The sequence below is a fragment of the Streptomyces sp. NPDC093221 genome, assembly GCF_044753885.1.
GTDB lineage: Bacteria > Actinomycetota > Actinomycetes > Streptomycetales > Streptomycetaceae > Actinacidiphila.
Genome location: NZ_JBIVOA010000008.1, coordinates 130,025 through 145,453, shown reverse-complemented (window position 1 = coordinate 145,453; position 15,429 = coordinate 130,025). Strand labels below are relative to the sequence as shown.

The window sequence follows — 15,429 nt, the reverse complement described above, 5'->3', positions numbered from 1 at the left end:
CAGGGGGCCATCTCGCCGACCCAGCTCCCGAAGGGGAACGATGAAGCGCATTCTCTCGCTCACTCACGCCGCCTGGACCGCCGCAGCAGTGGCGGGCTCCATGGCGGTGTTCGCCCTCCCGTCCGCGTCGGCGGCGGCGTCGCCCGCCCCGTATCCCAGCGGTTCCGAGGGTCCGGTGTTCGTCCAGACGGACAACACCGCCCACAACGAGATCGTCGCCTACCACCGCGCCCCCGACGGCTCCCTCAGCCGACGCGGCACCTTCGCCACCGGCGGCAAGGGCGGTGTCCTCGACGGCTCGGTCGTCGACCACCTCGCCTCGCAGGGCTCGCTCGTCCACGACTGCGCGCACCACCTGCTCTTCGCCGTCAACGCGGGCAGCGACACCGTCACCGTGTTCTCGGTCGACGGCGAGAGGCTCCACCGCGAGCAGGTCATCACCTCCGGCGGACGTTTCCCCGTCAGCCTCACCGTCCACGACGATCGGGTCTACGTCCTCAACGCCCGCGACGGCGGCTCCGTCCAGGGCTACCGGATCGCCGGGGGCAAGAGGCTGGAGCGCGTCGGCGGGTGGAGGCGGGAGCTCCGCCTCGACACCACGACGGCGCCGGAGTTCACCCACACCCCCGGCCAGGTGTCCTTCACCCCCGACGGGTCCCGACTGATCGTCACCACGAAGGCCGGCGGCAGCAGCGTCGACGTCTTCCGCGTGAGCCCGTCCGGCGCCCCGTCCGCCCGTCCCGTCGTGAACGTGGAGAACGGGGCGGTCCCCTTCGGCTTCACCTTCGACAGCCGTGGCCGCCTGGTCGTCACCGACGCGGGGACCAACGCCGTGCTGACCTTCGCGGTCCGCGAGGACGGCCACGTCGTCCGGCTCGACAAGGTGCTCACCGGCGAGCAGGCCACCTGCTGGATCTCCCGCGCCGGGGACCGCTTCTACGCCTCCAACGCCGGCAGCAACGCGGTCTCCGGCTTCCGGCAGACCCGCCGGGCGACGCTCGAACCGCTCGGCACCACCGCGACCGGCGCGGGTTCCACGGACTCCGCCGTCACCCCCGACGAGCACTTCCTGTACGTCCAGACCGGCGGTACGGGCGGTGTCGACGCCTTCCGCGTCGAGCGGGACGGCTCGCTCCACAAGGTCGGCACCGTCATCGTCCCGGACGCCGTCGGAGGCGAGGGAATCGTCGCCCTGTAAAGCCTGGCACCGGCTGTAGAGCCCGGGACCGGCTGTAAAAACTGGCACCGGCTGTGTAAAGCCCGGGACCGCCCGGAGAGTCACCGCCGGGCGGCACCCGAACCGGAGCGCGCCGCGCGGAGCACCCCGCGCGGCGCGCGGCACGGGCCCGCCGAAGCGGCTTTTCGGCGGGCCCCACGGCGTTCTCGGCGGTGACGACCGCCCGCCGCCGCCCGGGGGGGTCTTGACAAGGCCCGCCACCTGGCACGTACGTTCATTCCGCACCGTCAACCCGCATCACGCGGCCGAAGCGTTCTCCCGGCCGCGTCGCTGTGCCCGGCTTTCGCGGCCGGGCCGATCGGAGTCGTCGTGAAGGGATCGCGCGCCGTATCGGTCGGGGCCGCCCTTCTGCGGCCCGGCCGGACGAAGCGTCGGCACGTCGATCTGTGCCGGATCCACACCACGCTCTGTCGCTGACGATCCGCCGTCCACGACGGCTTTCTCCCCCTCTTCTCCGGGTACCGCCGCGCGTTTTCGCGCGCCTCCGCACCTCGCGGCAGCGCCTCCGCACCTCGCGGCAGCACGTCCGCACCCCGCGGCAGCACGTCCGCGCACAGGGGCGGGCACCCGCGCGGCCCGTCGGCCCGCGCCGGAGAAGACCCCGATCCTCAGCCACATGACGCACCGGTGCCGTCGCCGCCGGTGAGAAGGGACGACCTGTGAGCGCGCAGCCTCCGAGGACGCTGAAGACCGTGACCGGGGCCGGCGGTGTGTCGGAGACGTACGACCTGGCCGTCGATCCGGAGCGGTCCACCCTGGACACCGCCGTGCGGGTCGCGGCGCTCGCCGAGGCGGCGCGGATCGACGCGCTGTTCACCGCCGACCTGCTGAGCTTCGGCGCGCAGGGCGCGATCGGCTCGCAGGAGCCGCTGGTGTTCGTGTCGGCTCTGAGCCAGGTCACGTCGCGGATCGGCCTGATCGCGACCGTGTCGAGCACCTTCCACCACCCGTACAACCTGGCGCGCCTGTTCGGCACGCTCGACCACGTCAGCAACGGGCGGGCCGCGTGGAATCTGGTGACCTCCTCACTCGGCGAGGAGAACTTCGGCCCCGGCGCGCTGCCCAGCCCCGAGGAGCGTTACGCGCGCGCCGCGGAGACGCTCGAGGTCGTCAACGCGCTGTGGGACAGCTGGAAACCGGGCGCGCTGACGCGCGGGCCGGACGGCGCGGCGGTGCTTGACCCCGCCAAGGTCCGGCCCGTCGACCACCGCGGTCCGTACTTCTCGGTGGCCGGTCCGCTGAACATCCCGCCGCTGCCGCAGCGCCGCCCGGTGCAGTTCCAGGCCGGGCAGTCCGAAGCGGGCCGGGCACTGGGCGCGCGGTACGCCGAGGTGGTGTTCACCTCGCTGCCCACGCTGGACGTCGCGCTGGACTTCACCCGCCGCATCCGCGCCCAGGCGGCGGAGTTCGGCCGCCCCGGCGGACTGCCGCTGATCTTCAGCTCCTTCCACGCCACCTACGGCGCGACGGAGGAGGAAGCGCGCCGACTGGTGCGCGAGCGGCGCGAGTCGATCGACTTCGAGCGCGGCCGGGCGCAGGTGGCCGACATGCTCGGCGGCGGCGTCGACCTCTCGGAGCTGCCCCTGGACGCGAAGCTGCCGGACAGCCTGCTGCCGGACGTCACGTCGGTGAACCGGCGGCGCGGCCGGGTCGACATCTTCGTCGGATACGCCCGACAGGGCTACACGCTGCGGGAGTTGATCGTCGCCGCGCAGGACACCGGCCACTGGGCCGCCGCGGGCACGCCGGAGCAACTGGCCGACGCGGTCGAGGAGCGCTTCCGGGCCGGAGTGCTGGACGTCATCACGCTCGGCGGCCTCGCCGACCCGCGCGAGCACGACTTCGTCGTCAACGGCCTGCTGCACGAGCTGCGCAAGCGGAAGGTCGTCGCCGAGGACTACGCCGGGAGGACGCTGCGCGAGAACTTGGGGCTCGAACTGCCCTCGTGAGACGCCCGGTTCGCCTTCCGCTCCCACCGACTGTCACCGCTTGTCACTGAATTTGACCATCTGCCACCGCCCGTCCACCCCGACGAAAGGCCCTGCCGTGCCCGTCGAATTCCTCGGTATCGCCGCCACGAACGACGGCTCCGAGACCACATCGCGCAGCGGCGCGTCCTTCGACAAGGACTACACGCTGCGACTCGCCCGCGCCCACGAGGACCACGGCTGGGACCGGGTGCTGTTCGCGTACAGCTCCGCCTCGCCGGAGCCCGGTACGGCCGCGGCGTACATCGCCGCGCGCACCGAACGCCTGGAGATCCTGCTCGCGCACCGCCCCAACGTGTCGTATCCGACGTTCGCCGCACGGGAGTTCGCGACCCTCGACGCGATCAGCGACGGCCGGCTCGCCGTGCACTTCATCACCGGGGGCAGCGACCACGAGCAGCAGCGCGAGGGCGACGTCCTGAGCAAGGACGAGCGGTACGCGCGCACCCGTGAGTACATCGAGATCGTCAAACGCGTGTGGACCGAGCACGAGGCGTTCGACCACGAGGGCGCGCACTACCGCTTCCGCGACTACGTCTCCGACGTGTTCCCGGTGCGGCAGCCGCACCCGGACGTCTCCTTCGGCGGTTCGTCGCCCGCCGCGTACGCCGCCGGTGGCGCCGTCGCCGACATCTACGCGCTGTGGGGCGAGCCGCTGGCCGAGACCGCCCAGCAGATCGAGGCGGTGAAGGCCGCCGCGCTGGCGGCGGGCCGCGGCACCCCGCCGCGTATCCAGGTCGCCTTCCGGCCGATCATCGCGCCCACCGAGGAACTGGCCTGGGAGAAGGCGTACCGCACGGTCGCCGCCATCGAGCAGCGCCGGGCGGCGGGCGCGTGGCGGCGGCGCGGCGGCGACGCCCCGCAGAACACCGGTTCGCAGCGGCTGATCGGCATCGCGGAGCAGGGCGAGCGCTACGACCGCGCGCTGTGGACCCGTACCGCGGCGGTCACCGGGGGAGCGGGCAACTCCAACGCCCTGGTCGGCACGCCGGAGACCGTCGCGCGGGCGCTGCTCGACTACATCGACCTCGGCGTCGATATCATCTCCGCGCGCGGCTACGACCTGCTGGGCGACGCCATCGACTTCGGCCGCCACGTCATTCCGCTGGTACGGGCGGAGGTCGCCCGGCGCGACGCCGAGCGGGCGGCGGGGCCGGTGACGGCGGGGCGGTGACGGCACGGCTGTGACGGCAGGGCGGTGACGGCAGGCACCGGGCGGATCGGCGGATCGGCGTACGAGCGGGACGACGTACGAGCGGATCGGCGTACGGGTGCGCGGTCCGTGCCGCTGACCCCGCTCCCGGGGTGCGCGGGCCGTGCCGCTGACCCCGCTCCCGCCTCCTCCCGGCGCCCACCACTCAAGGAGATCGCATGGCCAGATACGAGTCGGTGCTCGACGCCATCGGCGGGACACCGTTGATCCGCCTCACCCGCGCCGCCGAAGGACTGCGCCCGCGCGTGTACGTCAAACCGGAGTGGCACAACCCCGGCGGCAGCGTGAAGGACCGGGCGGCGCTGTCGATGCTCCGCAGGGCGGAGGCGGACGGCTCGTTGCGTCCGGGAGGCACCGTGGTGGAGGTGACCAGCGGCAACACCGGCATCGGCCTGGCGCTGGCCGCCGCCCACCTCGGCTACCGGACGGTGGTCTTCACCGGCTCCGCGACCTCGCGCGAGAAGCGGGACCAACTCGCCGCCTACGGAGCCGAGGTGCGGCTGGTCGACGCCTTCGTCCCGCGCGACCACCCGGACAGCATGCGCTCGCAGGGCACGCGGTTCGCCGCCGAGACGCCGGGCGCCTGGTTCGTCGACCAGTACGACAACCCGGCCAATCCGGCCGCCCATTACGCCACCACCGGCCCCGAGATCTGGACGGACACCGAGGGCGCGGTCACCCACTTCGTCGCCACCGTCGGCACCGGCGGCACGATCTCCGGGACCGGCCGTTACCTCAGGGAGGTGAGCGGAGGCCGGGTCCGGGTGGTCGGCGCGGACCCCGTCACCTCGATGTACGCGGGCGGCGACGGCAGCCAGAAGTACATCGAGGGCGCGGGCCACTTCCTGCACCCCGAGGCCACGGCCGACGTCTGGCCGCTCGCCCTCGACTCCGCCGTGATCGACCGCTACCTCGCCGTCGGGGACCAGGATGCGATCGACGCCGTGCGGCGGCTGGCCCGTACCGAGGGCATCCTCGCGGGCGGCTCGTCGGGCGTCGCGCTCGCGGCGGCCCTGCGGGTGGCCGAACACCTCACCGAGGACGACACCGTGGTGGCCCTGCTGCCGGACTCGGGCCGGGCCTACCTGTCGACGTACTTCAACGACGACTGGCTCACCGCCAACGGCTTCCGAGGCCCGGCCCCGGCCGACGGCCCGACCGTCGGCGACCACGCCACCCCGGCGCCGGTGGTGGAGCGGGACGAGGACCCGGCCGACGCCGTACGGCGGCTCACCGCGGACGGCCTCGGCGACGACGACGTGGTGCTGGTCGCGTACCGCCGCGACCGCCGCCTGCTCGCCCCCCACCCCACCGACCTCCTCGGCTGGACCACCCCCGCCCGCCTCCGCACCGCCCCGACCGTCGCCGAATCCGCCCAACCCCTCGCCCCCCGCCTCGGCGCCGCCCTCCCCCTCACCGCCCCCGCCGTCACCGACTGGCCCCCCTCCGCCGCCCCCATCGCCCCCGTCCTCACCCAAGGCCGCGCCACCCACACCGTCCCCCGGCACTCTCTGCGCACCCCATCCGAACCCGCCCCGTCATTTGATCTAAGCGGATGAGTGAGGAGTCGCCACCACAGGTGTTCTCCAACCGCTGGGCCGACGCGGCCGGTCCGAGCGGGCCCGGTCCGTCCCGCGACCGTTGCGGGTGCATCGAGCGGACCGGTACGGGACCGCGGCGGCCCGCCCCCAGTTGCCGCCGTCGCGGTAATTGCTCGGACCGGAGCCCCCTACTTCACGCGGACGTAGGTCTCCGGGCCGTTGGAGTCGATGTGGCGGCTGTCGGAGGTGAACCACACGACGACCCAGGTGCCGCTGCGAGTCGACTTGCCGCGCAGGTGGTAGGCGCCTTTGGAGTCGGTCTTCACGCGGGTGACGTAGTGCCAGGTCTTGCTGCCCGCGGGCCGGAATTCCAGGTACGCGTAACTGCGGGAGATTCCGGACCACTTGCCGGAGGTGCTCCGCTGCTGGAGGTGGCCGCCGAAGGTGACGTAGGTGTTCTTGCGCACCGTGGTGCGGCTGGGCTTGCCGCCGGTGACGCGGGTCGGGGTGCGGTAGATCTTGACGGCCGCGCTGTAGGAGGGCGAGAAGTCCGGGGTGCCGGGGAAGTACGCCCGCCAGTAGCCGTTCGCCTGGCCGCCGTAGGTCGCGTAGGTCATGAACTCGTCGCCGGGGAGGCCCTGGCGGCCGATCCGGGTGGTGCCGACGGTGTGCCAGGACTTGCCGTTGGACGAGTACTGGATCGTCATGGAGTGCGTGTTGTTCGCGAACTCCGATCCGTACAGGTCGAGATGGCCGTCGATCACCGCCTCGCCGTACTCGTCCTCGCTGACGCGGAACGGGGTGACGCGGCTGGGCGTGGGGATGTGCACGTGGACCGGCGTCGTGCTGTTGTCGGTGGGCAGGAGGAAGGGGTCGTAGTTCCAGTAGTTGCAGAAGTAGTACGAGCCCGCGGTGCCGGTCGTGACGGTGAAGGTGCCGTCGGCCCTGGTCCTGGCCGTGGCGTCGAAGTACGCCGGTCCCTGGGTGTAGATCTTCTGGCCCGGAGTGCCCACCCACGCGGACCCGGCCTTCCGCTCGTACACGCCCGTGATCGTGGTCCGGCCGCCCCGGGGGACGTTGACGTCGGTCTTGCTCAGGACGCGGATCCGGGTGGTCTCCGCCTTCGCCGGCACGGTGAGCGGGGTCTGGTCGCTGCCGTCGAGGAAGTACGGGTAGCCCGCGGTGGCGGTGCCGTCGGCGCCCGCCGTCCGGTAGGTGACGTCGCCCTTCACCGTGACCGGCGCGCTGACCCGCCCGTCCGCCCGCGCGGTGGCGACGGCGACCGTATCCACACCGCCCCCGAGGTCCGGGTTGGCCAGGTCGACCGACACACCGGCCGGGTCGAGCGCCGCGCCCGTGCTGGGGTCGGTGACGGTGACCGGGGCCGAGACGGCGTACGAGCGGTGCTCGTAGTCCACCGAGCCGCGGTCGGCCGAGAGCTTCCCGACGGACACCTGCGCCGCGTACGTGAACTGGCCCGCGTCCGGGAAGTGTTCGACCTCTCCCCGGCTGTCCGTGATGTCCACGGAGATGTCGTAGACGCCCATCGCGGGAAGGGCGATGCGCTGCGCCGCCGTCCGGTCGTTGTAGAGGTACGGACTGGTCACGAAGGCCGATGTCGTACCGGCGTCCGGCGCGTCCGCGGGCGCACCGTGCGGGCGGTAGTGCGCGGTGATGCCCGCGACCGCCGAGGTGTCGCTGTACACGGACACCGAGAGTTTCCAGTGGTCGGACCAGGAGTTGCCGACTCTGTACACCTGGAAGCGGTGCGGGGGCGGGGTGGTCTCGGCCGGGTCGGGCGTCCCGCTCCCTGACGGCTCCGGACTCGCGGTGTCCGTAGGCGTGGGCGCGTCCGTGGGCGGGTCCGTAGGCGCAGGCGGGTCCGTGGGCGTGTCGCCGACGGTGCCGGTGGGCGTGCCGGTGCCGGTGCCGGTGGGCGTGCCGGTCGCGGTGGCGGTCGGCGTGTCCGTCGGACCGGGGCTCGCCGCGCCGGACGGGCTCGCGGTGGCACCCGGCACCGCGTCGTACGGCGCCGCCGTCCCGGAGTCGGCGGCGGTCGCCGGAAGCGCGAGCGCGGCCGTCAGCAGTGCGCCGGCCGTCACGGCAGGCAGAAGAGCGCGAAGTCTCACTCGGTGTATCCCCCCAAGGAAAACGAGTACCCCTGCCGCCCGCGCCATCCCGGCGCCGATAGCGGACATGTACGGGTCAGCCAATCCTAGAGCCGGCCCCCGGCACCGCCGCGCACTGGGGCCGGGGCACGCCGATGACGGCGGGCACGACGCATCTGCACATCAGCGCCGCGTACCCGGTGTACGGACAGATCATGGTGCAGGCGCAGTTGGTGGACGGTGCGACCGGCAAGGACGTCGCGGACTCCTCCACCAACCGCTCGACGAGCGACCTGATCGTGAATCAGCCCTATTTCAGGCCCAGTTGGACCGACAGGGGCGTCACCTCGTACAGCGCGAGCCCGCAGATCGCCATCGGGGCGCCGCACGCCGTGACCGAGCGGCTGAACGTCCGGATCGTCTGGTTGAGCCCGGCGTCCGCGCATACGACGAGCACCCAAGAGGTCTTTACGGCAGCCCAGATCGCCGCAGCCAGTACACGCCCGAGCAGCTCGAGAACGCCGTTACGGTCCGGTTCAGCGCCGACGGACAGAACTACGCGGTCAAGCCCTGGACGCCGGGTGCCGACGGGTCGTTGAGCATCGACCTTCCGCCGGTCGACTGGCGCGCCGACGTCACCCAGTCGCAGTACCTAAGCTTCAAGGCGGCCTGGGGCCTGCCCGCGGGCAGGCTCGTCGGCACGATCGAGGTCCGCGACCCGCAAGGGTGGCAGTGCGTCGGCGCCACGCAGACCCTGCGCCCCACTGCCGACGTGCGGCCCGCGGAACTCGTCCCCAGCGTCTTCGGGCGGGACGCCAAGGGCGAACTGTGGCTCATCCCCGGTGCCAGGGGGGCCCGTTCGTCCGCGTACTACGACGCCCGCAGTCTGGTCGGCCCCGGCTGGAACGCCTACACCCACCTCCTCGGCACCGGCGACCTCCGCCTCGACGGCCACGACGACCTCATCGCCACCGGTCCCACCGGCCTCTGGTGCTACGAAGGCACCGGCAACCCCGCCGCCCCCTTCAAGCCCCGCCTCAAGATCAGCGACGGGTGGCAGGCGTACAACTCCCTCCTCTGACCGGCCCTTTAACCGCTGCGCGGGGTACGGACGGGGCGATGGCGATGGCGACGTCGGCGGGGAGTTCCCCGCCGAGCGCTTGGCCAGGGTGCCGATCCGGTCGGCCCGCCGGGGGTTCGGGTTCTCCCGGCCTCGGGCCTGTTCCATGTTGGCCCGGTGAGGACGGGAGAGCCAGTCCGCGTGCGGGCCCAGGCGCGCGTCGACCGGGTCGTCTCCTCGCCGGAGCGCGTCGATGTAGGCACGCTCGGCGGCGAAGCGGGCCGCCACCTCGCGGCCTTCGGCAACGGAGCCGTGGCCGGGGACCACGACATCGGCCTGCCCGGCAGCCTCGGCCAGCCGGTCGAGAGCGCTTTCGTAGGCTCCCACCTGATCGTCCTGGCGAGCGTCGAAGAGCGGGATCAGGATGTCGGAGAGCATGTCGCCGACGAGCAGGACGCCGCGGTCCGCCAGCAGGACCGAGGCGTGGCCGACAGCGTGCGCCTGGTGCTCGATGACCTGGCCCGGCACCGCTCCGCCGTCGGCGGGCAGCGGGGTGACGAGTGCGACGAGGTCGAGGGGTACGCCGGACGCGCTCTCCGCCGCCATCGCCTGCGCCCGCTCCCGGGCCTGACCGGCAACGCGGGCGGCGGCGGTGGTCGCGTAGCGCGGCACATCGCCGAACCGGGAGTGCCACAGCAGATGGTCCCAGTGCGGATGGGTGCAGAACCCGGCCACCACCGGAACGCCGAGCCCGTCCACATCATCGGCGAGCTGGTCCAATTCGGAACCGTCGATGCCGGGATCGATCAGGACCAGCCCGTCCTCGCCGCGCACCACGATCGAATTGGACCAGACCCAGTCGCTCTGCCGCACCCAGACACCGTCGGCCACCTGCTTCAGCTTGCCCATCACTGCTCCCATCGCTTGCCTGCACCACTGAGACTGCTGCCCGCGGCCGAACTCATCGCTCCCATCGCCGCCCGCCGCGACGGATTCAGCGCAAATGGCCCCAGCTCCTCGACCTGGCGCTTATCAAAGGAGCGGACTGCTCCTCGTCCTGGCCGACCGCCGCGCCGGTCATGCGCCGTACGGCGAAGCTCGGGATCGGCGAGGACGGCACGGTCGTCAGCAGGACGGACTTCGTCTGGGGCGGTACGTACGCGACTGGCCGAGCAGATCGTCTCCACCGGCTACGGCTACGGCTACGGCTACGGCCACGGCTCCGGCTCCGGCTACGGCACGGTCGCCGTCACGACCTGGGACGCCCTGCCCGGCAGTCATCGACCGGTCGGCCATGCCGAGCGTGTTCAGGGACTCGACGGCGCGGCGCGGCTGCGCGGCGCCGGTGAGCCCTGGCCGCTGGAAATGCGTCGCGCTCACGCACGCCGGGTCACCGATCACGTATGGCTGCACGTCCCCGACGACGCGGCCACCGAAGAGGCACGCTCGACTACATGCCGACTGACTACCAGCGGGAGGCCGCCGCTGCGGCCGTCGCCGAATGGAGCGCCCGCGAATGCGGCTTTCCGCCCCCGGCCGTCGAAGCGACCTTCGACCGGGAGGGACCGGCGGCGGAGGGGCCGGCGTTCAGAACGCGTATCTGACCCGTAGCCAAGGGGCGTGCGTCGCGATCAGCTCCCGGAGCCGGACGACGGCGCCATGCTTGACATCGCGCGCGTAGCGCACATTGAGCGCGCCGTTCTCCGAGCGTTTGACCTCCTGGGCGTCCGGCTGCCACAAGAGGTCCTCCGCGCGCGGGTGCCAGCCGAGGTTGACCTCGTGCAACTGCTGGTTGTGGGTCAGCAGGATGACCTCGGCGGCAGCCTGCCGCTTCACCCGGACGGGCAGGACATCGTCGAGGTGGGCGAGCAGATCGGCCCAGTCCCGCTGCCAGCCGGGCCGCAGTACGACTGGTGAGAGGTTGAAGTGGACCTCGTAGCCCGCGTCGAGGAAGTCCGCGGCCGCGGCGACGCGTTCCGCGACCGGGCTGGTGCGGATGTCCAACAGGCGTGAGTCGCGTTCGGGCATCAGCGAGAAACGCACCCGGGTACGGCCCCGCGGGTCCAGCGCCAGGAGGTCGGGGTTGACGAACTTCGTGGCGAATGACGCCTTGGCGGTGGGCAGGGCGCGGAAAGCGGCGATGAAGTCGGCGGTGTTGTCGCAGACCAGGGCATCGACCGAGCAGTCGCCGTTCTCACCGATGTCGTAGACCCACGAGTGGGCGTCGCACTGGTTCGGCTCCCGCTTGGGGCCCTGCGTCCGCACATGCCGCCGGACGTGGGCGATGACCGCCTCGACGTTGGTGAACAGCGTGATCGGGTTGGAGTATCCCTTGCGGCGCGGTACGTAGCAGTAGGCGCAGGCCATCGCGCACCCGTTGGAGGCGCCGGGGGCGATCCAGTCGGCCGATCTGCCGTTGGGGCGCGTCTCCAGGGTGCGCTTCACGCCCAGGACGAGTGTCTCTGTCTTGACGCGCACCCAGCGGGAGACGTTTCCCTCGTTGCCGTGCAGGGAGGGGATGCGCCAGTGGCCCGCCACCTCGGTGACGGGGACGCCGGGGAGCCGCGCCATGATCTGCCGGCCACGCGGGGAGGCGAGGGCGGCCGGCTCGGCGTACACCTGCCGTACGTCCAGCACTCGTCGGGCCTGCGGGCTGTCCCGGAATCCGCCGTCGTCGGGCGGGGCGGCGGACGGTGTGTCCTCCCACCCGAAGAGGGTCTGCTGCTCGGGAGGGCCGGGAGGGCCGGGAGCGCCGGGAGGGCCGGGAGGGCCGGCCGTATCGGGCCGGTGCGGCAGGTCCGGCCGGTGGTGGGACGAGTCGGCCGGGGGCTGTGGCACGGCGCTCCTCCTGCCCTCGGCCGTATCCGTATCCGTATCCGTATCCGTATCCGTGTCCGTGTCCGTGTCCGTGTCCGTATCCGTATCCGTATCCGTATCCGTATCCGTATCCGTATCCGTATCCGTATCCGTATCCGTATCTGTGTCCGTGTCCGTGTCCGTATCTGTGTCGGCCGTTCGAACGGTACGCGCGGGGGCGGGCCCGCGCCGCATGTGGTCGGCGGCGCGTCCGGCGGACATCGCGGCGGACATCGCGGCGGACGGACACGTCCGAGCCTACGGGCCCGAGTCCAGGGGCGGTCGTCAGGGCCGAGCCCGGCGGGGCGGAGAGGAGCGACCCGGTGGCGTACGTCTCGGCCCTCCGGAGTCCGGTCGCGCCGGAGTGTCGGCGCGCAGGACCCGCGCGGAGGCTGGCAGCATCGGCCGAAGGGACGGTCCGTGCGTCGGCGCGGCCCCATTGACCCGAGCTAGCTGTCGTGGGAACCGGCCGGGCGTACGAAGGTTCCGCGCCCGTCGGCTCCGCGTCGGTCCGGCGTGCAGCACCGGCCCGCCGGCCGGCGTGGAGCACCGGCCCGCCGCGGGAAGCGCAGACCCGTGGAGCACCGACCCGTGGAGCACCGACCCGCCGCGCGGAGCACCCGGGCGCCTCGAGAGGAGACCCCCATGGAACCGCGACCCCACTGGCTGTTCGGCGACCAGCTCGGCCCCCACTTCCTCGATCCCCGGCACGGCGGCCCCGACGCCCAGGCGCCGGTGCTCATGATCGAGGCCCGTTCGGTGCTGCGCCGCCGCCGGTTCCACCGCGCCAAGGCGCATCTGGTGCTGTCCGCGATGCGGCACCGCGCGGCCGAACTGGGCGACCGGGTGACGTACGTACGCGCCGCGACGTATACGGAGGCGCTGGCCCAGGTGCCGGGCGGCGGCAGGAACCGGCTCACGGTCTGCCACCCCACCTCGCGCGCCGCGCTGGCCCTGGTCACGTCGCTGGAGCGGGTGGACGTGCTGCCCGCGAAGGGCTTCCTGGTGCCTCGGGCCGAATTCGCGGAGTGGGCCGGACGCCGAGACGGTCGCAGCCTGCGGATGGAGGGCTTCTACCGCTGGGTGCGCGAGCGGCACGACCTCCTCATGGACGGGGACGGGCCGGCGGGCGGCCGGTGGAATCTCGACCACGACAACCGTGAGCCGCCGCCGCGCGGCCAGGACACCCTGACGGTGGCCGGTCCCTCGCGGCCGGAGGAGGACGAGATCGACGACGAGGTCCGCCACGACCTCGACCGGTGGGAGCGCGACGGCCAGGTGTCCTTCGTCGGACGCGACAGCCCCCGGCTCTTCCCCGCCACCCGCCGCGAAGCCCTGTCGGCGCTGCGCCGCTTTCTCTCGCACCGGCTGCCGGACTTCGGACGGTACGAGGACGCCATGCTGGCCGCCGATCCGGTGATGAGCCACAGCCTGCTGTCCGCACCGCTCAACCTCGGACTCCTCGACCCGGCCGAGTGCGTCGAGCGGGCCGAGGCCGCGTACCGCGCGGGTGACGCGCCGCTCAACAGCGTCGAGGGCTTCGTCCGGCAGATCGCCGGCTGGCGGGAGTACGTATGGCAGGTGTACTGGCACTTCGGCGAGGACTACCGACACCGCAACGCGCTGCGCCACCACGCCCCGCTCCCCGACTGGTTCCTCGAACTGGACGCCGACGCCGTCACCGCCAACTGCCTGTCCACCGTCCTCGCCCAGGTCCGGGACACCGGGTGGACCCACCACATCCCCCGGCTCATGGTGCTCGGCAGCCGCGCCCTCCAGGACGGCTGGGATCCGGCGGCCGTCACCGACTGGTTCCACCGCTGCTTCGTCGACGGTTACGACTGGGTCATGCTGCCCAACGTCGTCGGCATGTCGCAGTACGCCGACGGCGGCCTGATGACCACCAAGCCGTACACCTCCGGCGGCGCGTACCTCCACAGGATGAGCGACCTGTGCGGGCCGTGCGCCTACCGTCCCACCGACCGCGTGGGCGACCACGCCTGCCCCTACAGCACCGGTTACTGGGCCTTCCTCCACCGCCACCGGGCCCGGCTGTCCGCCAATCACCGCACGGCCCGCGCCGTCCAGGGCCTCGACCGGCTCAAAGACCTTCCCGAACTCCTGGACCAAGCCGCCGCCCGCGGCCCCCAGGCGCCGTGACCCCCCCGGACCCCTCCGACCCCTCCGGCGGCTCGACGGACCCGACACCTCACGTGCGGCAGGTCCGCCCCGGACAACCAGGGCCGCGGTGATGCCGATGAGAACGGCGCCCGGTCCGGCGAGCACGGTGGAGAGTGCGCCGCCGACGGACCGTACCGTCTGGCCGCCACGCGCGAGGTGCGCGGTTCGCCAGGCGCGCCGGGTCCCTTCCGCTGTGAATCGGCCCCGGCGGACACGACAGCCGGAACGGCAAGCGAGCGGCGACCGGTGCCGGGTCTGCGGCCGACCGAGCGGACTCCGCGGCACCGGTCTCTGTCGGTGTACGGGTGCTGCCCCGCAGCGACGCCGAGGCCGCGGGCGTCAACGGCGTTCTGCTCTCCCTGACCTGGTATTACGACGACGGACCGCTGACGCTCGCCAACGAGCGGACCTGGAACCAGTTCCGCGGCTTCCAGGGCATGAAGGTCACCACCGGCAACGCGCCCGACCCGGTGACCGAGAGCGACTACACGTACTTCCGCGGCATGGACGGTGACACCCTGCCGAACAAGGGCACCCGCTCGGCCACGATCACCGACTCGCGCGGCGACCCCGCGGTCACGGATCTCGACCAGTACGCCGGCATGGCGTACGAAACCGTCCAGTACGACGGCGCCGGCAGCGGCAAGGTGATCACCGACACCGTCACCGACCCGTGGACCTCGGCCTCCCGGGCGACCCACGGCCTGGGCGACACGCTGCCCGCCCAGAACTCCTATCTCACCGGTCAGAGCAGGGAACGCGTCTACACCCCGTACTCCGACGGCCGTACCGGCGAGACCGAGACCGACTACACCCACGACTCGTACGGCCGGGTCACCAGGACCGACGACCTCGGTGACGTGACCACGGCGGCCGACGACCAGTGCGCCACCACGACATACGCCGACAGCACCAGTGCCTGGATCCTCGACGCCCCGGACGAGAACACCACCGTCGCCGTCAAGTGCGCCACGACGCCCGTCCTCCCGCGCGACGCCGTCTCCGACACCCGTACCTACTACGACGGTTCAACCGCCTTCGGCACGGCGCCGACGGCGGGCTCCGTGACGATGAAGCAGAACGCCGCCTCGTACAGCGGCTCCACGCCGTCGTTCGTCACCATGTCCAGCAGCACCGTCGACGAATACGGCCGGACGCTGAAACGACCACGGACCACGACTTCACGGCCCTGACGATCGCGCCGTCGAAGCCGGCGGCCGCGCCGAAGTCGGCGTCGGGGGCGGC

The 15,429-nt window shown here is 72.4% G+C and carries 10 protein-coding genes; 7 read left to right on the top strand and 3 right to left on the bottom strand.

What is annotated here, in order from left to right; genetic code table 11:
- The first annotated feature begins 40 nt into the window (after nt 1-40).
- The 4 genes from ACIQCJ_RS27145 to ACIQCJ_RS27130 all read left to right on the top strand — a co-directional run bounded on the left by ACIQCJ_RS27145 (nt 41) and on the right by ACIQCJ_RS27130 (nt 5,997).
- Nucleotides 41-1,198, top strand: coding sequence for a lactonase family protein (locus ACIQCJ_RS27145; RefSeq protein ID WP_402712804.1), 1,158 nt, complete (start codon nt 41-43; stop codon nt 1,196-1,198).
- Nucleotides 1,199-1,896: 698 nt separating this feature from the next.
- On the top strand, nt 1,897-3,186 hold the full coding sequence (locus tag ACIQCJ_RS27140; protein WP_401717380.1) for an NtaA/DmoA family FMN-dependent monooxygenase: 1,290 nt from the start codon (nt 1,897-1,899) through the stop codon (nt 3,184-3,186).
- Between the two features lie 97 nt (nt 3,187-3,283).
- Complete coding sequence (locus tag ACIQCJ_RS27135) at nt 3,284-4,399, top strand: LLM class flavin-dependent oxidoreductase (protein ID WP_402712803.1); 1,116 nt, start codon at nt 3,284-3,286, stop codon at nt 4,397-4,399.
- Between the two features lie 197 nt (nt 4,400-4,596).
- Nucleotides 4,597-5,997: a PLP-dependent cysteine synthase family protein gene (locus ACIQCJ_RS27130; RefSeq protein WP_402712802.1), complete on the top strand. Its 1,401-nt coding sequence runs from the start codon at nt 4,597-4,599 to the stop codon at nt 5,995-5,997.
- Nucleotides 5,998-6,167: 170 nt separating this feature from the next.
- Here ACIQCJ_RS27130 and ACIQCJ_RS27125 read toward each other — a convergent pair whose 3' ends face one another.
- A complete protein-coding gene (locus ACIQCJ_RS27125) occupies nt 6,168-8,081 on the bottom strand; it encodes a hypothetical protein (RefSeq protein WP_402712801.1) in 1,914 nt (637 codons plus the stop codon).
- 161 nt (nt 8,082-8,242) lie between these two features.
- On the opposite strand from ACIQCJ_RS27125, the gene ACIQCJ_RS27120 reads away from it, so the two are divergent.
- Nucleotides 8,243-8,686 (top strand): hypothetical protein, encoded by a 444-nt coding sequence (locus ACIQCJ_RS27120; RefSeq protein ID WP_402712800.1) that lies wholly within the window; start codon nt 8,243-8,245, stop codon nt 8,684-8,686.
- Nucleotides 8,687-8,739: 53 nt separating this feature from the next.
- On the opposite strand, the gene ACIQCJ_RS27115 is transcribed toward ACIQCJ_RS27120, so the two are convergent.
- Together ACIQCJ_RS27115 and ACIQCJ_RS27110 are read right to left on the bottom strand one after the other, a co-directional pair.
- Complete coding sequence (locus tag ACIQCJ_RS27115) at nt 8,740-10,056, bottom strand: MBL fold metallo-hydrolase (RefSeq protein ID WP_402712799.1); 1,317 nt, start codon at nt 10,054-10,056, stop codon at nt 8,740-8,742.
- A 678-nt stretch (nt 10,057-10,734) separates the two neighbouring features.
- Nucleotides 10,735-11,943, bottom strand: coding sequence for a spore photoproduct lyase family protein (locus ACIQCJ_RS27110; protein ID WP_402712937.1), 1,209 nt, complete (start codon nt 11,941-11,943; stop codon nt 10,735-10,737).
- A 705-nt stretch (nt 11,944-12,648) separates the two neighbouring features.
- On the opposite strand from ACIQCJ_RS27110, the gene ACIQCJ_RS27105 reads away from it, so the two are divergent.
- Entirely contained in the window at nt 12,649-14,163 is a 1,515-nt protein-coding gene (locus tag ACIQCJ_RS27105) for a cryptochrome/photolyase family protein (RefSeq protein WP_402712798.1), read from the top strand.
- A 326-nt stretch (nt 14,164-14,489) separates the two neighbouring features.
- Entirely contained in the window at nt 14,490-15,377 is an 888-nt protein-coding gene (locus ACIQCJ_RS27100; protein ID WP_402712797.1) for a hypothetical protein, read from the top strand.
- The last annotated feature ends 52 nt before the right edge of the window (nt 15,378-15,429 follow it).